The organism is Methylobacterium aerolatum, from assembly GCF_022179085.1.
In the GTDB taxonomy this organism is placed as follows: domain Bacteria; phylum Pseudomonadota; class Alphaproteobacteria; order Rhizobiales; family Beijerinckiaceae; genus Methylobacterium; species Methylobacterium aerolatum.
The window spans coordinates 114,710-134,249 of sequence record NZ_BPQE01000015.1 but is presented as its reverse complement, the minus strand read 5'-3'; the positions used below and the strand labels follow the sequence as shown (position 1 = coordinate 134,249).

Below are 19,540 nucleotides of genomic sequence, written 5' to 3'. Positions count from 1 at the left end.
TGTCGCGCCGTCGGCGATGATGGCATCGGCCGGCCTCGGGTGCCGCCTCCTCGGGCTGAATGAACACGATCCTCATCAAGCTGTTCGCGACCGCCCTGACCCTGAGCCAGGTGACAACCCGGCCGGACAACGTGCGCACGCAGTTCGACCCGGCGACCGACGGGCCGGAGGTGGTGAGGATCCTGCGCGACGGCTGCGCCCACATGCGCAAGGCCTTCGACATCGAGGACATCAACCTCGACGACCTGATCTCCACGGCGATGGAGGACCCGTCCACCGTGGCCGGCGCCTCGGCGCCCAAGATCCTCCACGGGCTCGACATCAACGAGCTGAATACGAGCTACAAGCAGTTCTGCAAGGGCGAGGATCCGACGAACTCACCCTTCGACGCGAGGGCGGTGATCGAGTTCTACGACAACGCCACCAAGGACCTGCCCGCCGCCGAGACCCTGCGCGACAAGCCCCTGCCGGGGATGAGCCGCATCCTCGACTCCTCCGGTAAGCCCTTCGCCGAGACCTCGGAGCCGAATGCCCGCCGGGTGGTGGTGCCGGTCGAGGCGGTGCCGCCCCTGGTGCAGAAGGCGTTCATCGCCGCCGAGGACAAGCGCTTCCTCAGCCACCACGGCATCGACGAGCGCGGCGTGATCCGCGCCTTCATCAGCAACCTCGCCTCGCCGGGCCGCCCCGCCGGGGGCTCCACGATCACCCAGCAGGTGGTGAAGAACCTCTCCGTCGGCGACGACGTCACCTACGAGCGCAAGATCCGCGAGATGATCGTGGCCGCCCGGCTGGAGAAGCTCCTGCCGAAGCCGCAGATCCTCGGCCTCTATCTCAACGGCATCTATCTCGGCCGCGGCGCCTATGGGATCGAGATGGCGGCGCAGAGCTATTTCGGGAAGAGTGTCGGCCAGCTGACCCTGCCGGAGGCCGCGCTGCTGGCCGGGATGCCGAAGGGTCCGAACTTCTACAGCCCGGACAAATACCCCGAGCGCGCGCGCGAGCGACGGGCCTACGTGCTGGCGCGGCTGAAGGAAGAGGGCGTCATCACCGAGGCCGAACTCGTCAGCGCCAACACCGCCGATTTCGGGCTGAAACCCGTCGAGACCGCGCGCCGCGATTCCGGCTTCTACCTCGTCGACTATCTCGGGCGCGAGGCGCGCACGGTGGCCGGGCTCGACTCCCTGACCGCCGCCTCCTTCACCGTCCGCTCGACGATCAACGCGCCCCTGCAACGGGCGGTGGAGAGCGCCCTGCAGGACGGGCTCGCCACCTATGAGCGCGGCACCGGGCGGCAGACCTTCAACGGGCCGGAACTGAACCTCGCCGACAGCATCGCCCGGATCGAGGCGGCCTCCCCCGCGCCGGAAGCGGCGCCCCAAGCCGCGCCGCTGGTGACGGGCGCGAAGCCGGAGGCGCCGAAGCCGGAGAGCGGGAAGCCGGCACCGAAGCGGGCGGGCAAGGCCCCGGCGGCCCCGAAACCGGCGCTGATCGCGGGCAAGCCCTCCTGGCAGCGCGCGCTGGAGAGCGCCCGGCCGGTCCTCTACGACGTCCACTGGCCCCTGGCGGTGGTGCTCGAACCCGGCCGCGGCCCCCTGAAGGTGGGGCTGGAGGACGGGCGGATCGCCACCCTCGACCCCGGCATCGCGCGGGGCAAGCTGCAACGCTACGACGTGGTGCGGGTGAAGCTCAGCGAAGGACGGGGGGCGCCCCGCGCCCAGATCCGCGTGCGTCCCGGCGTCCAGGGGGCGGCCCTCGTCCTCGAGAACAAGACCGGCCGCATCCTCGCCATGGCGGGCGGGTTCTCCTACCCCTTGAGCCAGCTCAACCGGGTGACGCAATCGATCCGCCAGCCGGGCTCGACGTTGAAGCCCCTCACCTACCTCGCCGCGCTCCAGGCGGGCCTGCAGCCCAACACCCTCGTGCTCGATTCGCCGATCACCTTGCCGCCCATCGGCGGGGCGGGCGATTCCTGGTCTCCGAAGAACTACGAGGGCGGCGGGGCCGGGCCCACGACCTTGCGCCGCGGCCTCGAGTTCTCGAAGAACCTCGTCACCGCCCGGCTGCTCCAGGGGGGCATCGAGCCGAAGGCCCCGGCGAGCCTGAAGAAGGTCTGCGACATCGCCCTCGAAGCGCAGATCTACGCCGAGTGCGAGCCCTATTACCCCTTCGTCCTCGGCGCCCAGCCGGTGCGGATGCTCGACCTCGCCGGCTTCTACGCCGCCGTGGCCAACGAGGGCGCGCGGCCGACTCCCTACACGCTGGAATCCGTCGAGAAGGGCGGCCAAGCCGTCTTCACCCACGCGCCGCGCGAGCCGGTGCGGATCGGCTCCGCCGACCGGGTGGCCTTCTACCAGTTGAAGACGATGCTCCAGGGCGTGACCCAGCACGGCACCGCCGCCGCCCTGGCCGGGATCTCATCTAGCGTCGCGGGCAAGACCGGCACCTCCGAGAACGAGAACGACGCGTGGTTCGCGGGCTTCTCGAACGAGATCACCGTCGTCGTCTGGGTCGGCTACGACAATGCCGACGGGACACGCCGCACCCTCGGGCGCGGCCAGACCGGCGGGCACGTCTCGGTGCCGATCGCCGGGGCGATCTTCAAGGCCGCCTGGGCCAACGGCGTGCCGCGCACGCCGCTTCGCGGCCCCTCCCCCGAGGCGCGCCCCTTCATCGCCGACATCGGCATCGATCCGCGCAGCGGCGTGCCGGGCGCGGGGAGCTTCGTCGAGCACTTCCGCACCGCCGGGAACGGCCAGATGGCCGACACGCGCTACAAGCTCGTGCCCCGGGAGGATCTCTACGCGATGCGCCCCGACGCCGAGGATGGCGACATGGCCGGAGCGGAGGACGGGGCCGACGTCGCGGGCGACGTCTTCGGCAACATGACCGGCGACCGGAACCCCTCCGAGCCCTTCGATCCCTTCGCCGAGCGCCCCGCCCAGCGCAGCCGCCGGGCCGGCGCCGACCCCTACGGCTCGGATCCCTATCGGCCCTGGCCCGGCCAGACGGGCCGTTCCCCCTTCGGCGACGACGACGCCCCGCCGCGTCCCCGCCGCCGCGACCCCGACTACCTCTTCGGCGACGGGCTCAGCTACTGACGCCGGACCGGCAGGGCGCTGCCCTGCACCCGCCAGAGGGCTCGCCCTTTGGAATCCATGACCTTTCCCGCGAGTTACCGATGCCGCGTCTTCTGAGTTCCGTCGCCCTCGTGATCTGCCTCGGCGGCGCCGCGCAGGCCCAGACGCCTGCCGCCAACACGGCTGCGCCCAACCGCGTCCGGGACGTGCCCTCCGTGACCGCCGTCGATCCCGCGAGCCTCAAGCCCGGCGAGATCCTGTTCACCGACCATCGGGACAATCCGACCGTTCCCGAGAACGGGCTGATCCCCTACCTCGACTGGCTGAAGGTCCGGCCGGCCGAGGCGCAGGCCCTCTCGCCCTTCCCCGGCTACAAGGAGCCTGACTACACCGTGACGCTCAACGGCGTGACGAAGCCGCGTCACGAGACCCTGAAGGTCTACGTCGCGGAGGGCCGCTTCGTCGTGCCGAAGCCGGCCGCCGCTATCGACCCCGCCGCCTTCGCCAACCTCGCCTTCGTCCAGGCCATGGACCCGGCGATCAAGCACAAGACCCTCGACATCGCCGATGTGACGCCGAACAAGGACCCGGCGGCCGCCTTCGCCAAGCGCCCCGACCGCCCCTGGTGCGAGGGTGCCGCCGCGTGCATCGACTCCCGCTACGATCTGGAGGGCAAGCTGCCGCTCGGCGTGCGCCTCGCCAACAAGCTTGAGGAGGGCTCGGCCAAGAAGATCGCCGAGTTCGTCTCGTTCCAAAGCGAGTTGCGCCGCCTCTCGCCCGAGGAGGCCGCGCCGCTCACGGCGCTGACGAAGATCGACACGCCGCCATCGGGCGGGATCGAGCAGACCATTTTCTGGGTCAACCAGATCCTGCGGTTCGGCAAGTTCCTCGCCGTGGTCCAGCCCCTGCCGGGCAATCCCGACAAGTCGGTGGTGACGGCCTACGTCGCGCTCGCGATCAAGGGCGACGTCCTCGACCGGAAAGCCGAGTACGCCCGCGTGCCGGTGCTGAAGAACCTGCTGCCGGCACAGGTCCTGATGGGCAACTCGACCTTCAACACCGGCACCTCGATCAGCGCCGGACTGCCGGTCTATGCCCGCAACCGCATCGTCGCCTTCGCGGATGCGGTGGCCAAGCGGTGACGGGCGCCGGAAGCGGGCGGCTCACCGCGCTGAGAGCTCCTCACAAAACTCCCGATCACCGGGAGTTCTCCCTCTGACCTCGGCGGCGCAGCGGGAGTTTTGTGAGAGGCTCTTACATGCCCCGGTTCGCGATGGTCGGCATCGAGGGCTGGGTGTACGAGCGGTTCACGTCACGCCGGGTCTGGGTGCCGTTCGTGTTGCTCGCCGCCCGGTAGTTGTCGAGGCTCAGGCTTTCGGCGAGGCCGCTGCGCTCGCCGTTGGAGCTGCTGCAGGCGCCCACGGCGAGGGCGGCGGCGGCGGCGGAGATCAGCAGAAGAGGACGCATCACAATTCCCGGTGTTGAGGCTCGCCCTCGGCGCGCGACGTGCGAGCCGGCATCCGCCAGAATGGCGGCATGGTCAGGGCGGGGCGGGACCCGTCAAGAGTTCTTCCCGTCCGATGAAGCAGATCGGGGGTCTGTGAGGCTCCGCTGCCACGAAAAACACACCACAACCTCGCTTTCCAGGCGTGCAACCCTGATTAGATGGTGGCGTCCTGGCTATGCCCCCTGGAAATGTCGGCGCGTTTCGGGTGAGAAGGGATGGTGATGAGCAACATCTTGCCCTTCCGCCCCCGTCCGGCCGTCGCAACCCTCGCCCGCTGCGAGGTCGTGGCCGTCGCGGGCGACCTCCTCGCCCTCCTCGAGCAGCTTGAGGATGTCAGCGCCCGCGCCGCCGCGATGGGCCGCCCGGCCAAGGAGGTCGAGCGGACGGTGCAGCATCTCCTCGATGCTGTCTCCGCCGTGGAGAACGCCCTCGATTGCATCGGCGAAGGCGAGCAGGTCGCCCCCTTCTGACCGCTCAGCCCCCGCAGAGGCGCCCCGTCCTTGCGGGCGGGGCGGAGCGATCCGGCACGGCGGGACGCGTCCGGCCCCACCGCGACCAGCGACCCACCATGCGCGCCATGCGGCCACGCTTCGCGATCTGGTTGAATTTTCGCTTCGGAGTTGAAGCGCCGTCCGGAACGCATCTTCCCCGGCCCAGGTTAAAGCGCCAGGTGGTGGATCGGGAACGGGACGATGGCATTCGGGACGACACGGGCGGCCCAGATGGCCGCGATGACGCTCGTCGCGGTCTGCGCGGTCGAAGTGGCGCAGGTCCACGCGCAGGAGGTGAACTTCCTCGAAATGCTGTTCGGCCGCCGCCCGGCGGTCCAGCAAGCCGCGCCGATGCCGGAAGCCTCCGGCCTGCCCGTCCCGTCCTACCGCGCCCGGCTGGGGCGCAGGAAGCTGAAGATCCGCTACGCGGCTCTGCCGGTAAAAATCCATGTGTCCGAACGGCAGAAGCCCCTCGACATGAGCCAGGGCGCCGCCGCCGCGTTGCTGCGCGACGAGACGCTGCGGCCCGGGGATATCGTGATCCTGAAAACGGGTGCGCACGTCTTCGAGGGCGAGACCCGGCAGACGCACTCCATGCGGGATTTCGAGCCGGTGCAGCGCTCAGCCGCCATTGACCGCAAGACCCGCCAGCTCCTCGCCCGGATGACGCAGCCCGCCGGGGCGCTCCTGCCGTCCGAGGCACGCCGGAAGGTGGCCGGGGCGAAGGCCGCCACCACCGCCGCGACGCCCGTGACGCGCTCGGCCGACATGCGGATCATCAATCCCTGGCGCACGGCGCCCTGACTCGCGCTGCGACGGAGCGCGGCCCCGTCCGCGTGCCGTCAGAAGAAGCGTTCCTTCACGACGATCGTGTCGCCGGGGCGCACGGAGTAGGTCATCGGCACGATGCCGCTCACCAGCCCGGCCGGGGTCGTCCGGGTGAGGACGGCGTAGTCGCGGGCCGCGCGGGGGCTGAACCCGGCCGCGATGGCCACCGCCGTCTCCACGGTCATGCCGTTCACGTAGGCGTACTGGCCGGATGTCGTCACCTCGCCGAGGATGTAGAACGGCCGATAGACGTCCATCTCCACCGTGACGTGCGGCTCACGCACGAACCCGGCGGCGAGCTTGCCCTCGATCAGGCGGGCCGCCTGCCCCGTGGTCTGGCCGCCGACGGTGACCGCGCCGATCAGCGGCAGGGCGATCTTACCCGCGCCGTCGACGGTGTAGATGTTCGAGAGATTGTCCTGTCCAAACACGATCACCCGGAGCTTGTCCCCGGACGCGAGCGTGTAGCGGCTTCCGATCGACCCGGTGCCGGTGGCATCCAGTTCGCTGGTCCGGAAATCCGGGCGGAGGCAGCCCCCGAGGGAGAGGCTCGTAACGAGGGCAAAGACAAGTGCGCGCCGGTTCATCAGCATCGCCATCCTGTGGAATTGATGGCGCAACGGCTAGGCCATTAAGGTTAAGGAACTGTATGCGCGCGCCGCACCGGCGCTCTTCATCAGAATTGAACGGCGATTTAACCCTCGATCAACCATAACAGCGCCAAATGTCGAGGTGGCCCACCAGCCGCATGTTAGCCCGTGCCTGAAGAGCAGCCCATGCCCCGGACCAGCGAGCGCTCGCGACACGCCGATCGGCGGCCCTCCGGCCGCCCGGACGGCGCGATCGCCGGAGCGGCCACCCGGCCCCTGCGAGGCTCCTTCGCCCGTATCGCCGCCCCCACCGCCCTCGCGGCCTTCGGCGCGGCGACCTACGTGAGCGTCGTGACGCCGTCCTACACGGGTGAGGCGACGGTCCTCGTCGAGGAAAGCGGGCCCGGCATCGGCCGTCCGGCGGCGGACCGGATCGAGGCGGCCCTGACGCGCGAGGTGGCCCGCGAGGCGGCGCGCCGGATGAAGCTCGTCGGCAGACCGGAATTCGACCCCGCCGCCGCCGAGATCGGCCCGCTCCAGCAGGCGCTCATGCTGCTCGGCATCGGGCAGAACCCCCTCGACAAGCCCGCCGAGGACGGGGCGGCGGACAACGTCCTCTCGCATCTCTCGGTGACGGCCGCCGGTACCGGCCGGGTCGCCACCGTCTCGTTCCGGTCGGAGGATCCGCAACTCGCCGCCCAGGGCGCCAACGTCGCGGCGGAACTCGCCGTGGCCGCCCTCGACAGGGCGGTCGGCGCGGGCCCATCCGAGGCCGCCATCGCCACGCTCCGGCGGAGGGCTGCGGAGACCGACGCGAGAGTCGAGGCCTACCGCGCCCAGCACGGCCTCGCGGCCGGCGGCCAGGCCTCCGGCGCCCAGGACCTCGCCGAACTCTCGAACCAGCTCTCCATGGCCCGCCTCCAGCGTGCCGACCTCGCCGGGCGGATCGTGGCGATCAAGGAGTTGCTGAAGGATGGCCGGTCCGTGGAACTCGTGGACGTCGCGACCACCGATTCCCTGCGCCGCCTCGTCGACAGCCGCATCGCCGCGCGGGCGCAGCTGGCGCTTGAGTCGCGCACGCTGCTGCCCGCCCACCCGCGGATCAAAGGACTGAAGGCGCAACTCTCGGATCTCGACGCGCAGATCAAGCTGGCGGCCGAGCGCGCCCAGCAGACCATGGAGACCGAGGCGCGCAACGCCGACGCCCGGATCGCCGACCTGCAGGCGGCGGTGGATGGACGGCGCGGCGCGGGTGCGAATGGCGGGCCGGGCTCAGAACTCGCGGGCCTGGAGCGCGAGGCGAAGGCCGCGCGGGATCGCCTCGACGAGGCCCTCGGCCAGTCCGCCGGAGCCGGGGGCAAGGGGATCGCGCGGGTCGTGGCGGAGGCGAGCGTGCCGAGCACGGCTTCCTTCCCCGCCGCCCTGCCGATCATCGGGACCACGACGCTGGCGGCCTTCCTGCTCTCCCTGGCCAGCACGCTCGGTCGGCTTTTCCGCCGCCGGACGCGCCGGAGCGACGAACCGGAGGCGGGCCTGCCGCTGGACGCGCAGGCTCCGTCGCGGGCCATCAACCCCTTCGCCCTGGCCGAAGCCGTCGGCCCCCGTCTCCGGGAGAAGCCCGCATCGCCGGAGGTCGAGGCCGAACCCGTCGCGGAGGCCGGATCCACCGCCGAGGTCGAGGCCGAGCCCGCGGCCGAGACGGTAGCGGAATCGCCAGACCGGGACATCTCCGCCCAGGAGCCTCCGCATCGAATCATCCCGGCACCGGAAACCGAACGGGACACGGGCTTCGAACTCGATCCGCTCCTGATGCATCTCACCCATCGCGCCGCGCCGGCGAACGGGTCGGTCGGGCGCAAGATCGTGGTGGTCGATGGCGGGATGTCCGCCTCGGGCGCGCTGCACGCGGCGCTGGCGGCGGCGCTGCTGCGCTCCGGGAGCGTCATCGCCGTCGATCTCGGCGCCCCCCAGGCCGACCCGGCGCGCCCCGGCTTCACCGACATCATCGGCGGCCATGCCGACTTCGCGGACGCGATCCAGGCCGACGGCCCCGACGGCGCGCATCTCGTGATGGCGGGTCTCGCCCCGGCGGAGACGCTGTTCGAGGAGCCCCGCGCCCTGGCCTTCACCCTGGAAGCGATGGCCGAGGCCTATTCCTGGGTTGTCTGCCGCCTCCACAAGGGTCCCGACCTCGCCGACATCCTGGCGCTCCTGGCCACGACCAGCGACACCGTGGTGATCGCCTCCGATGCGGACCCGGCGGATCCCGCCCTCACCGACCTCTACACCATCGCGGTCGATGCCGGCGCGGGGCAGGTGCTGATCGCCCAGGACCGTCCGGCCAACCCGGAGAGCGCGCGGACGGTGGTCCACCGCGCCGCCTGATGCCGCGAAGGGAGCCTGTTGCTCCTGTCAGGCTGGCCGGCGCACCAGCGCCCGCACCCGGTTCACCATCGCGAACAGGCGGGGATCCGCCTTGATGCGCCGCTTGAGGCGCCGGAGCATGACGCGGGACAGGGCGAAGACGTGGCCCCGTCCCGACACCGGCACGAGCGCCTCGACGAGGGGCAGGGTCTGGTCGCAGATGCTGGCTTTGTAGCGGGCCTCGCCGATGCCGAGGTCGAAGCCGACCCGGCCCCGGGCGCTCTGCTCCCGCAGCAGATGGAAGAGCAGGAGGTCGCCGGGGCTGAACCGGCCGACCTCGGGGTCCGCGTCGAAGGACGTGAACATGCCGCTGTAGCGCGTGGCGTTCACCGCGCCGCCGAACACCGCGAGGATACGCCCGGTCTCGGCCACGCAGAGGGCGTGGAGTTCCATGGCCGGATGGGCGCCGGACGCGGAGCGCTCCAGAAAGAGCTTCACCGCCTCCGGGGCGTAGGGATCGTCGATCCCCATGCCGGCGAACCGCGCCGCCTTTTGAGCGTAGAAGGCGGCGAGCACCGCGCGGGCCTCCTCGTCGCTCTCGGCCCGGCGCAGTTCCACCGGACCGAGGGCCTCGACAAGACGCTTCTCCTTCGATCGCAGCTTCTTGCGGGCGTCGCCGCTGAACAGGCGCTTGGTGGTCGCCTCGGGGTCGGCATCGAGGGTCAGGCCGTAGGCGGCGCTGCGCTCGGGTTCCCCGCCGACGGCGAAGGGGTTGGGCACGCCCTCCCAGGCTTCCGGCTGGTGCCGCAGGTGGAAGACGTCGATGCCGGCGGCCTTCCCCGCCGAGGCCAGGGCCGAGCGGACCTCCTCCGGCGTCAGGGCGGCCGCGTCGCGGGCCGCGAAGAGCGGCGGATGGTAGTTGGCGTGGTCGTCGCCCACGGAATGGGCCACGACGAGTCCGTATTCCAGACGCAGGACCAGCGGCAGCAGCAGGCGGACCCGGCCGGTGCCGTCGCGGAGCACCGCGACCCGCGCCATCGGCGTCTCGTCCATCGCCTCGAGATAGGCGGAGCACCAGTCGAACCGCTGGTAGGGGGTGGCGAGGGAATCGCCCGAGGCATCGAGGGAGCGCCACAGGGCCTCCGCCGGCTCCAGGCCGGGCAGGATCTCGGCGCCGATCCGGTCCCGCGCCGACGCGGCGGTTCCGGCCTCGCCGGCCTGGAGGCCGTGCCTCATCTCCCCATGCAGAACCGTCGCCATCGCTCTCTCCGCTGCGGTTCGCCCGGTTTGGGGCAAGGCAACTGAAGCGATAGTTTATCGGCGCGATTCGAGCGGCATTCAACCGCGCCTAATACTGGAATTAGATAACACGAGGTTGATGACCGAAGTAATGGCCGAGCTTCCGCAGCGCAATATCCCGTCCCTGTGCGGGTCGCGGGCGCCTCAGCGGCGGTGCCTGCGGCGGTAGCCGCCGCCCTCGTTGGCCGAGAACATCGCGTATTGCCGGCGGTGGCGCCCGCGATAGCGGCGGCCCCGGGACGGCGCCTCCGCCTCGGCTTCCGCGGCGGGCGCGGCCTCGGGCAGGGCCGGCGCCGCCGCCGCATCGACGGAGGCGTAGCCCGCCGCGACGTTCCGGGCGGCTGGGCCGAACATGGCGAGACACTGGTTGTAGGCGAGGTCGTTCTTGAGGCGCTCGCACTCCCCAATGCTGCGGGGGGTCCCCTGTGCCAACGCGCCGACCGGGATCAGGCAGACAACGAACGCGGCGAGACGCGGGGAGACCATGAAGCAGGGACTCGCAACTTGTGACTGCGACTGCGGTGCGCGAATCGCCTGTCACTCCATGGTCCGCGAGTGAGGCGAAAACGAGGGGATCGGACGGTCCCGGTCAGTCCGGCCGCTCCATCCACTTGATCAGCGGCATGAGGGGAAAAATCCAGGCGATCCCGAGGATCGAGTACAGCACGGCCTGGATGGCCGCGGGGGTCTCGGCGATCTTGCTGTCGGCCAGGGCCATGGCCAGGGGCGCGTAGAGGCAGACGAACACGAGGATCGCCACCGTCCCGATCAGCAAGCGGATGCGTCGCGGCATCTCTCGTTCCCCCAAGGCTCCGTCTCTGGGGCGGAGCTACCCTCCCGGACCGGGGCGAGGCAACCGGCGCGTTGCCGCTGGCGGAGGCCCCATGCGTCGGGACGCGCGTTGCCGCCGGAGACCGCATCCCTTAACGCGTCGTCCGGAACGAGGCACGGGAGATCGCGTGGAGGGCACGATGGGCAGTCGGACGGATCGCATCGCGGAGGGGCGCCACGCGTCCGTGCGCCTGTGGCTCTTCATCGTCGCCGGTCTCGTCATCGCGATGGTGGCGGTGGGCGGCGCGACGCGGCTCACCGGCTCGGGCCTGTCGATCACCGAGTGGCGGCCCGTCACGGGCATCGTCCCGCCCCTGTCGGAGGCGGACTGGGCCACGGAATTCGCCAAGTACCGGGACACGCCGCAATACGCGATCCTCAACCAGGGCATGGGGCTTTCCTCCTTCAAGGTGCTCTACGCCTGGGAGTGGGGGCACCGGGTCCTCGGCCGCCTCCTCGGCCTCGCCTTCTTCCTGCCCCTCATCGTGTTCTGGTGGCGCGGCATGATCCGCCGCCGCCTCGGGCTCGGCCTCCTCGCCCTCGGCGCGCTGGGCGGCCTCCAGGGGGCGATCGGCTGGATCATGGTCGCCTCCGGCCTCCAGCCGGGCATGACGGCGGTGGCGCCGCTGAAGCTCGCCCTGCACCTGACGACGGCGAGCCTGATCCTGGCCGTGCTGGTCTGGCTCGCGACCGGCGAGGCCCGGGCGCGGGTGACCGCCGCCCCGGCCCGGCTGCGCGCCACGGCCCTGGCGCTGCCCGTCCTCGTCCTGGCGCAGATCTTTCTGGGCGGCCTCGTGGCGGGCTCCCATGCAGGGCTCGTCTACAACACGTGGCCCGATATGGACGGCGTGCTGATCCCCTCGGCCGACAACCTGTTCGCGGTGCGGCCCTGGATCGAGAACTTCGTCGACAACCACCTGCTGGTGCAGTTCGATCACCGCATCGTGGCCTATCTCCTCCTCGCGCTCGCGCTGATCCACGTCGTGGACGCGCGGATCGCGGCGGGAGGGACGGCGGTCGCCCGCCGCGCCACCGTGGTGGCGGGCCTCGTCCTGGCGCAGGCGGCGCTCGGCATCGCGACCCTGCTGCTCGCGGTGCCGCTCTGGGCGGCCCTCGCGCACCAGGTGCTCGCGATGATGGTGCTGTCGATGGCGACGGTCCATGCCCGGCTGTGCCGGGGCGTGCCCGCCACCGGGGCGGCGCGGACGGTGCGGGAAGCACCCGTTCCCGGCCTCGCGCCACGGGGAGCCTGAGCTGCGCGGCGCAACGCGTCCGGCTTCGGCGGGGGATTTTTATCCTTACCCGCTGAAAACCGGAGGATAAGACAACGTTGCGCAGTTTACCGGTGGAACGACTGCCCCTTCACAGATTTACTCTCCTGCTTGAGCAGGAGGCTAAACAATGTCTCTCGCCGAAGACGGGCGCCCTGTGACCCTGACGTGGAACTACACGCCGCGGGAAATTCTCGCGGACGGGATCATCCACGGTCTCGGGGTGCTGTTCGGGCTGGCAGGCGCGGTGGTTCTCGTCCTCACGGCGGTGGGAACCCATCTCGCGCTCGGCGCCCAGGCTGCCGTCTTCGTCTACGCCCTGGCGCTGGTCCTGATGCTCGCCGTCTCGGCGACGTACAACCTGTACCCGGTCGGCCCGCGCAAATGGCTGCTGCGCCGGGCGGACCACGCCCTGATCTACCTGATGATCGCGGGGACCTACACGCCCCTCGTCGCCCTGGTGGGCTCGGGCGCCAAGGCCTACGCCCTGCTCGCGGTGATCTGGGTGGTGGCGCTGGTCGGCATCGCAGTGAAGCTGCTGCTGCCGGGGCGGTTCGACCGGCTCTCCATCGCGCTCTACCTGATCCTCGGCTGGAGCGGCCTCCTCGCCTACGAGTCGGTCATCGCGGCCCTTCAGCCGACGGCCCTGTGCCTCCTCGCCATCGGCGGCGGCCTCTACTCCATCGGCGTGGTGTTCCACGTCTGGCGGACGCTGCCCTTCCAGAACGCGATCTGGCACGCCTTCGTCCTCGTCGCCACGGTCTGCCATTACGGCACGATCTGGTCGAGCCTGCGCAGCATCCCGGTGAGCTGACCGGACCGGTCAGCGGAAGCACGCGAATCCACCATATCGTATCAATGATCTGGCTGCTTTTAAGCATTCAGAGATTCGCCCGTGCCAGTCTGCCCGCCGTTCAGCGGGGCGCGAGACTGAAAGACCGGGCCGATGAGTGCATTCGACGTCCGAGACATCATGGAGGCGGCACGCCCCGTCGCGGGTTATGCGGCGCCCCAACCCGGGGAGACCGGCGCGGTCTCCCGTCCCAAGGCGCTGTCGCCCCTCGTCCTGTGCGGTTCCGTGCGGATGCTGGAGGGCGCCGCGATCCTGACCATCGGCGCGGCCCTCTACGCCCTCATGCTCCACGGGCACACCCAGGCGAGCGCCGTTTACGCGGCGGCGATCCTGTTTGTGCCGCTGGCCACCGTCGGCCTCGCCCAGGCGGCCGGCGCCTACCGGCTGCAGGCGATGCGCGCCTTCGGCCAATCCGCCATCCGGGCGCTGGCCGCCTGGACGTTGACCTTCCTGCTGCTGTCCGCCGCCCTCGTCCTCGCGAAGTTCGCGGACCAAACCTCCCGCCTGTGGCTCGGGACCTATTACGGCGTCGGGCTCGCCGCCCTGCTCGGCGGTCGCGTCGCCCTCTCGCGCTTCGTGGAGGCGCAGACCCGCGCCGGCCGGTTCGACCGCCGCACGGCGATCGTCGGCGGCGGGGCGGCCGGCGAGGCGCTCATCGCCGCCCTGGAGGCCCAGGCCGAGACCGGCATCAGCATCGTCGGCGTCTTCGACGACCGGAACGACGACCGGTCGACCGAGTTCGTGGCCGGCTATCCGAAGCTCGGCAACGTCGACGACCTCGTGGCCTATGCCCGGACCCACCGGGTCGACCTCATCGTCTTCACGATCCCGATCACGGCCGAGACGCGCATCCTGCAGATGCTCGCCAAGCTCTGGGTCCTGCCCATCGACATCCGCCTCTCGGCCCACGCGGCGAAGCTGCGGCTGCGCCCGCGCAGCTACTCCTATCTCGGCTCGGTGCCGGTGCTCGACGTGTTCGACAAGCCCATCGCCGACTGGGACGTGGTGGTGAAGGCGGTGTTCGACCGGTGCGTCGCCCTCCTCGCGCTGCTGGCCCTGTCGCCGATCATGATCGCCGTGGCCCTGGCGGTGCGCTTCACCTCGCGGGGGCCGGTGCTGTTCCGCCAGAAGCGGCACGGCTTCAACAACGAGCTGATCGAGGTCTACAAGTTCCGCTCGATGTACACCGACCTCTGCGACGCCACCGGTGACAAGATGGTCACCAAGGGTGACCGGCGCGTCACGCCCGTCGGCCGGTTCATCCGCAAGACCTCCCTCGACGAGTTGCCGCAGCTCTTCAACGTGCTGAAGGGCGACCTCTCCCTCGTCGGCCCGCGCCCGCACGCCCTCCAGTCCAAGGCCGCCAACATGCTGTTCGACCAAGTGGTGGACGGCTATTTCGCCCGCCACCGGGTCAAGCCGGGCATCACCGGCTGGGCGCAGATCAACGGCTGGCGCGGCGAGACCGACACGCCGGAGAAGCTGCAGCGGCGCGTGGAGCACGACCTCCATTACATCGAGAACTGGTCGGTCCTGTTCGATCTCCAGATCCTGCTGACGACCCCCTTCGCGCTGCTGAAGACCGAGAACGCATACTGAAGGGTGTCCCGGCGGGGCGCGACACCCCCGCCGGAGCCGGCGGCGGCATCGCCGTCCTTGCGGGCACAGGCGAGGCTATCCGGGGACACGCGCCGGTCGGAAACGTCCCGCCGGCCCGGATGCGGATGGCGCTGCCCGCGCTCGCTGGGACGGCGAGGGTTCGGGAAGGCGTCGCACGGGCTCTCGGAACGGTCCTAAGCCCCTACAATCCCGGCTTGCCGAGCACCCGCGGCGCCGGGCTCACCACCGTGGCGGCGTTGTTGCGGATCTCGTAGACGGCGAGCGCCCGGTCGCTCAGGCCCTCAGGCCGGAAGCGGAAGGTGCCGTCGAGCCCGGCGAAGCCCGAGCCGCTGGTGAGCGTGGGTTCGGCGAAGCGCTGCGATCCGTATTGCCGGGAGAGCGTCGCGGTGAGCATCACAGCGTCGTAGGCGAGGGACGCGACGCGCGGGGGTGTGGCGCCGAAGCGCGCCTGATACCGGCCGCTGAAGCCGGAGAAGCCGGTCCGGTCGGGGGCGGCGAAGCGCGCGCCCTGCAAGGCGGGCAGCGCGAACAGGGCGGGCTCGTTCCAGGGCGCCGTGCCGATGGGGCGGACGCGGGCCGGGGAGAAGCCGGCCTTGGTGAGGGCGGCGGCCACCACGGGCAGGCCGTCGGCCGTCTCGGGGATGAAGAGGGTGTCGGCGGTGGCCCTGGGGCCGGTGACGACCTCGGCGAGGCGCTGGATCGCCGGCCCCGGCGTTCCCGCCGGGTAGCGCTCCACCCCGGCGAGGCGGGCACCCCGGCGGGTCACGGCCTCCCGGAACTGCGCCTCGACGGCGTTGCCGTAGGCGGTCTCGGGGATGAGGGCGGCGAAGGAGCGGCGCCCGCCCGCGACCTCCTGCTCGACGATGCGATCGACCTCCGGCTGCGGCAGGAAGCTCAGCAGGTAGATTCCCTTGCTCGCCACGCTCGAATCCGTCGAGAAGGCGATGATCGGCTTGCCCGCGCTCCGCGCCGGCCCGGCCGCCGCCTGGACGTTGGCGGCGAAGACCGGTCCGAGGACAATCTCGGCACCGCCCTTGAGCGCCCGGTCCGTCGCCTCCCGCGCGCCCTCCGGGTTGCCCCGGTCGTCCTCCACGAGGATCGCGAGGTCGGGCTGCTGCGCGTCCTCGTAGGCAAGTTCGGCCGCGTTGCGCATCGCCGCGCCCACCGCCGCGCCCTGCCCGGTGAGCGGCACCACCAGCGCGACCTTGACCGACCCCGTGCCGATGCGCGCGCCGTTGCCGGCGGCGACCGGGATGTCCCGCCCGGCGGCCGGAGGCTGGCCCTCGATCAGCGGCGCCTCGGTCATGGGCGGGAGCACCCGCCGGGAGCCCGCCGTGTCGGATCCGCCGACGCAGGCCGAGAGCGCCGTCGTGCCGAGCAGGACGGCCGGTCCGATCAGCCCGCGCGCGCACCACCCTCGCGCCATCCGAGCATTCCTTCCGGTGATTCCAGACCCGAGCCTGTCGGGCGGAGCACAGGTTGTAAATGGTGCGGCACCGTCTTCCCCCGTTCTCCACGGGCCGCGCCGCGACGCCGGGGCGCCTCTGTGGCAATCTCGCCGACGATGAACCGTCGATTCGAAGCCGGCCGCCCGGCATCCCCCCGGACCTCCACCTTCACGGCCTTCGGCCTCGCAAGCGAGGCCGAACCGCTCGCCCCCGGCCTACACATCGTCGCGACCCCGATCGGCAACCTGCGCGACATGACGATCCGGGCGCTGGCGACGCTCGCGGCCGCCGACGCCGTCTTCGCCGAGGACACCCGCGTCACCCGCACGCTCCTCGCGCATTACGGGATTACGACTCCCCTACTCGCCTACCACGAGCATTCCTCCGAGGCGGTGCGCGACAAGATGATCGCCCGCCTCCAGGCGGGGGAGGCCCTGGCCCTCGTCTCCGATGCGGGCACGCCGCTGGTGTCCGATCCCGGCTACAAGCTAGTCCAGGCGGCGATCGAGGCCGGCATCGCGATCACGCCCGTGCCGGGTCCCTCGGCGGTGACGACGGCCCTCGTGGCTGCCGGCCTGCCCACCGACCGCTTCTTCTTCGAAGGGTTCCTGCCGCAGAAGGCGGGCGCCCGGCGCAACCGTTTGGAGGCCCTGGCCCAGGTGCCGGGCACGTTGGTGCTCTTCGAGTCGCCCCATCGCCTCCCCGACATGCTTGCCGATGCCGCCGCCACCCTGGGGGCGGACCGGGCCGCCGCCGTGACCCGGGAGCTGACCAAGCTCTACGAGACCGTCCGGCGCGACACCCTGGGCAACCTCGCGGCCCGCTTCGGCGAGGAAGGGCCGCCCAAGGGGGAAATCGTGGTGGTGATCGGCCCCGCGACGGAGAGCGCCGCCGGGCCGGACGAGGATGCCGCCCTCGACACCGCGCTCCGCGCCGCGCTGGCCCGCCATTCCATCAAGGACGCGGCGAGCCTCGTGGCCGACGAGACCGCCCTCCCCCGTCGCCAGGTCTATGCCCGCGCCCTTGTGCTGGCCCGCGAGGCGGAGGGCGACGGCGCGTGAGCGCGGGGACGGCGCGGCCGGAGCGGCAGGCGGCCTACCGGCGCGGCCACCGGGCGGAATGGCTGGCCCTCGGCGCGCTGATGCTGCGCGGCTATCGGCCCCTCGGCCGCCGGGTGTCCCTGGCCGGAGGCGAGATCGACCTCATCGTCCGCCGGGGCGACACCATCGTCTTCGTGGAGGTGAAGGCCCGTGCCACCCTCGACGAGGCGCGGCTCGCGATCAACGCGGTGAAGCGGCGGCGATTCTCGCGGGCGGTGCGGGCCTGGGTGACCCGCCACCCCTGGTCGGCACCAATGACCCTGCGGGCCGATGCGGTCTTCGTCGGCGGGCGGCGCTGGCCGGAGCATTGCCCGGCGGCCTTCGAGATCGAGGGTCTGTGAGGCCGGGCCTCCGCCCCTCGTCTCAGCCCTTCGCCTTGCGGACCGCCCCGATCAGCGTGCGTTTCAGATCGGCTTGGCTGAACGGCTTCTGGACCACCGGGCGGTCACGGAAGGGCTCGCGGATGCCCGCGCCACCGTAGCCGGTGGAGAAGATGATCGGCTTGTCCCGGGCCACGATGGCCTCGGCCACCGGGTAGATCGGCTCACCCGCCACGTTCACGTCGAGGATGGCGATGTCGAAGGACTCCTGGGCCGCCATCTCGAGGGCGGTGTTGAGGCGTGCCGCCGGCCCGACGACCGTGCACCCGAAATCGAGCAGCATGTCCTCCAGCAGCATGGAAATGGCTGCTTCGTCCTCGACGACGAGAACGCGGACACCGTTGAGCAGGTCGTCGTTTGGGTCAGCAGTCACGCCGGGCCGTCTTCCCTTCGTTGTCCCCCGACGGGGTCGTTTCGGAGCGATCAACCAGGACCCGGGTCACGGGGCATGTCCGCGGACGTCATGCCACCGCCGAGCCGACGGGACCTCAGGCTGGGTCGCCCACAAGCGCGAGTGTGTCAAGCGACTGGCTGACACCGCCGGGGGTTAGGGGACACACAATGTTAAGGTCGGAAACATTTTCCGCCGCCTGCGTCCCGAATGCAACTTCAGCGTGAAGTCGGCGCGGACTTCGGCGGAGGCCCGCGCGGGGCGCGGCCGGCCGACCCGCCTCGGGGAACCGGTCGGCCGGAGTCGGGTCACTCATCCTTGAAATCGACCTTGGCCCCCCGCGCGACGTGCAGGGCGAGGTCGCGGGCGCTCCAGTTGGTGAGGCGGATGCAACCGTGGGACTCCGTCTTGCTCACGCGCTCGGGCTCGGGCGTGCCGTGAATGCCGTAGCTCGGGATGGCGAGGTCGATCCACACCACGCCGACCGGGTTGTTCGGACCGGCCTTGATCGAGAATTTCCGCTTCGTCTTGACGCCCTTGAACCCATACTTCGGGTTGTAGGTATAGGTCGGATTGAAGGCCACGCCCTTCACGGTCGTCTCGCCGCTCGGCGCGGGTTTCTCGTCGCTCCCGATGGATGCGGGATAATAAGCCAGAAGCTTTCCGTCCGCGCCAAATGCGCGCAGGTCGCGATTCGTCTTGTCGACGGTGATGCGCTCGACCTTCGGATCCTGCGGCAGATCCTTCCCCTTCGGCTTGTCGTCGGCCATCGGCTGCACGGCGGCGACGGTCAGCACGGTGCCCGCCTTGTCCAGGGGCTTGCCGGGATTGAGGGCGGTGAGGAGATCGCGGCTCATATGGAAGCGCTCGGCCAGCATCTCGCGGGCGTTGGTGTAGCCGAGGGCGTCGAGGTCGGCCTGCTCCTCCATCTTGCGCGGGATCCGCGTGGTGTAGGGCCCTTCCGCGTCGGCCTCCGTCACCGTGTAGTCCCTCACGGCCGGCTCCCTGTCGCCGGACTGAAGGGCTTCCCAGACCTCGGGCGTCAGGCGGTCGGTGGCGGGGAGGTTCCGGGCGGCAGCGAAGGCGGCGATGGCCCGGTGGTAGTTGTCTCCCTGGAGCCCGTCGATGGCACCCGGCGAGAACCGCGCGCGGTCGAGGAGAACCTGCGCCTTCACGGTGAGCGGGTCCGGCGCCTTGTCCCCGGCCTCCTTCGCCTTGGGATCCGGGCGGGACGCCTTCTCGGCGCGCTTGTCCTTGTCCTTGCCCTTGCCGTCCTCGGCCCTGTCGGTCGCCGGCGGGGCGAAGGTCGCGCCGTTGATCGCCTCCGCGGTCAGCGGGCCGGCGGTATCGGGCTTCGCCGGAGACCCGGAGCGCCCGCCATCCGGGCGCGCCTCGCCGGCCGCGTCCTTGCGGGGCGCATCCTTGGCTACGGCGGGCAGGGACAGCACCGCCAGCGCGATCGCGGCCATCGTCCACGGTCTTTGCATTGC

Annotated in this window: 18 protein-coding genes; 10 read left to right on the top strand and 8 right to left on the bottom strand. The window is 71.0% G+C overall.

Translation table 11 applies throughout. The features are described from left to right. The first annotated feature begins 59 nt into the window (after positions 1-59). Positions 60-3,098, top strand: coding sequence for a penicillin-binding protein 1A (locus MFF06_RS11085; RefSeq protein ID WP_238203767.1), 3,039 nt, complete (start codon positions 60-62; stop codon positions 3,096-3,098). 80 nt (positions 3,099-3,178) lie between these two features. Then, the gene (locus MFF06_RS11080; protein ID WP_238203765.1) at positions 3,179-4,219 is read left to right on the top strand and encodes a hypothetical protein; all 1,041 of its coding nucleotides are present in this window, start codon (positions 3,179-3,181) and stop codon (positions 4,217-4,219) included. A gap of 112 nt (positions 4,220-4,331) precedes the next feature. Here MFF06_RS11080 and MFF06_RS11075 read toward each other — a convergent pair whose 3' ends face one another. Next, entirely contained in the window at positions 4,332-4,544 is a 213-nt protein-coding gene (locus MFF06_RS11075) for a hypothetical protein (protein WP_238203763.1), read from the bottom strand. A gap of 261 nt (positions 4,545-4,805) precedes the next feature. On the opposite strand from MFF06_RS11075, the gene MFF06_RS11070 reads away from it, so the two are divergent. Both MFF06_RS11070 and MFF06_RS11065 read left to right on the top strand, forming a co-directional pair. Next, the gene (locus MFF06_RS11070) at positions 4,806-5,054 is read left to right on the top strand and encodes a hypothetical protein (RefSeq protein WP_238203761.1); all 249 of its coding nucleotides are present in this window, start codon (positions 4,806-4,808) and stop codon (positions 5,052-5,054) included. 222 nt (positions 5,055-5,276) lie between these two features. Continuing rightward, positions 5,277-5,879: a hypothetical protein gene (locus tag MFF06_RS11065; RefSeq protein ID WP_238203759.1), complete on the top strand. Its 603-nt coding sequence runs from the start codon at positions 5,277-5,279 to the stop codon at positions 5,877-5,879. Between the two features lie 38 nt (positions 5,880-5,917). Here MFF06_RS11065 and MFF06_RS11060 read toward each other — a convergent pair whose 3' ends face one another. Next, the gene (locus MFF06_RS11060) at positions 5,918-6,496 is read right to left on the bottom strand and encodes a polysaccharide biosynthesis/export family protein (protein WP_238203758.1); all 579 of its coding nucleotides are present in this window, start codon (positions 6,494-6,496) and stop codon (positions 5,918-5,920) included. Positions 6,497-6,679: 183 nt separating this feature from the next. Between MFF06_RS11060 and MFF06_RS11055 the strand changes: the two genes are divergently transcribed. Next, on the top strand, positions 6,680-8,878 hold the full coding sequence (locus MFF06_RS11055) for a GumC family protein (protein WP_238203757.1): 2,199 nt from the start codon (positions 6,680-6,682) through the stop codon (positions 8,876-8,878). A 27-nt stretch (positions 8,879-8,905) separates the two neighbouring features. Here MFF06_RS11055 and MFF06_RS11050 read toward each other — a convergent pair whose 3' ends face one another. From MFF06_RS11050 to MFF06_RS11040, 3 genes are all read right to left on the bottom strand, one after another. After that, positions 8,906-10,117: a GNAT family N-acetyltransferase gene (locus tag MFF06_RS11050; protein WP_238203756.1), complete on the bottom strand. Its 1,212-nt coding sequence runs from the start codon at positions 10,115-10,117 to the stop codon at positions 8,906-8,908. A 183-nt stretch (positions 10,118-10,300) separates the two neighbouring features. Then, positions 10,301-10,642: a hypothetical protein gene (locus MFF06_RS11045; RefSeq protein WP_238203755.1), complete on the bottom strand. Its 342-nt coding sequence runs from the start codon at positions 10,640-10,642 to the stop codon at positions 10,301-10,303. A gap of 103 nt (positions 10,643-10,745) precedes the next feature. Next, positions 10,746-10,949, bottom strand: coding sequence for a DUF2842 domain-containing protein (locus MFF06_RS11040; RefSeq protein WP_238203754.1), 204 nt, complete (start codon positions 10,947-10,949; stop codon positions 10,746-10,748). 178 nt (positions 10,950-11,127) lie between these two features. Between MFF06_RS11040 and MFF06_RS11035 the strand changes: the two genes are divergently transcribed. The 3 genes from MFF06_RS11035 to MFF06_RS11025 all read left to right on the top strand — a co-directional run bounded on the left by MFF06_RS11035 (position 11,128) and on the right by MFF06_RS11025 (position 14,710). After that, positions 11,128-12,240: a COX15/CtaA family protein gene (locus tag MFF06_RS11035; RefSeq protein ID WP_238203751.1), complete on the top strand. Its 1,113-nt coding sequence runs from the start codon at positions 11,128-11,130 to the stop codon at positions 12,238-12,240. Between the two features lie 148 nt (positions 12,241-12,388). Continuing rightward, positions 12,389-13,072, top strand: coding sequence for a PAQR family membrane homeostasis protein TrhA (gene trhA / locus MFF06_RS11030; RefSeq protein ID WP_238203749.1), 684 nt, complete (start codon positions 12,389-12,391; stop codon positions 13,070-13,072). Positions 13,073-13,204: 132 nt separating this feature from the next. Then, complete coding sequence (locus tag MFF06_RS11025) at positions 13,205-14,710, top strand: undecaprenyl-phosphate glucose phosphotransferase (protein ID WP_238203747.1); 1,506 nt, start codon at positions 13,205-13,207, stop codon at positions 14,708-14,710. A gap of 202 nt (positions 14,711-14,912) precedes the next feature. On the opposite strand, the gene MFF06_RS11020 is transcribed toward MFF06_RS11025, so the two are convergent. Next, positions 14,913-16,157, bottom strand: a complete 1,245-nt coding sequence (locus MFF06_RS11020) for a penicillin-binding protein activator (protein ID WP_238203745.1) — start codon at positions 16,155-16,157, stop codon at positions 14,913-14,915. 138 nt (positions 16,158-16,295) lie between these two features. On the opposite strand from MFF06_RS11020, the gene rsmI reads away from it, so the two are divergent. Together rsmI and MFF06_RS11010 are read left to right on the top strand one after the other, a co-directional pair. Further along, a complete protein-coding gene (gene rsmI / locus MFF06_RS11015; protein ID WP_238203743.1) occupies positions 16,296-17,240 on the top strand; it encodes a 16S rRNA (cytidine(1402)-2'-O)-methyltransferase in 945 nt (314 codons plus the stop codon). Further along, the gene (locus tag MFF06_RS11010) at positions 17,237-17,620 is read left to right on the top strand and encodes a YraN family protein (RefSeq protein ID WP_238203741.1); all 384 of its coding nucleotides are present in this window, start codon (positions 17,237-17,239) and stop codon (positions 17,618-17,620) included. Before rsmI ends, MFF06_RS11010 begins: the two co-directional genes overlap by 4 nt. Positions 17,621-17,642: 22 nt before the next feature. Here the strand turns inward: MFF06_RS11010 and MFF06_RS11005 are convergent, their stop codons facing one another. Then, a complete protein-coding gene (locus MFF06_RS11005) occupies positions 17,643-18,032 on the bottom strand; it encodes a response regulator (protein WP_238203739.1) in 390 nt (129 codons plus the stop codon). A gap of 326 nt (positions 18,033-18,358) precedes the next feature. Next, positions 18,359-19,537 (bottom strand): L,D-transpeptidase, encoded by a 1,179-nt coding sequence (locus MFF06_RS11000; RefSeq protein ID WP_370876743.1) that lies wholly within the window; start codon positions 19,535-19,537, stop codon positions 18,359-18,361. Positions 19,538-19,540 lie beyond the last annotated feature (3 nt).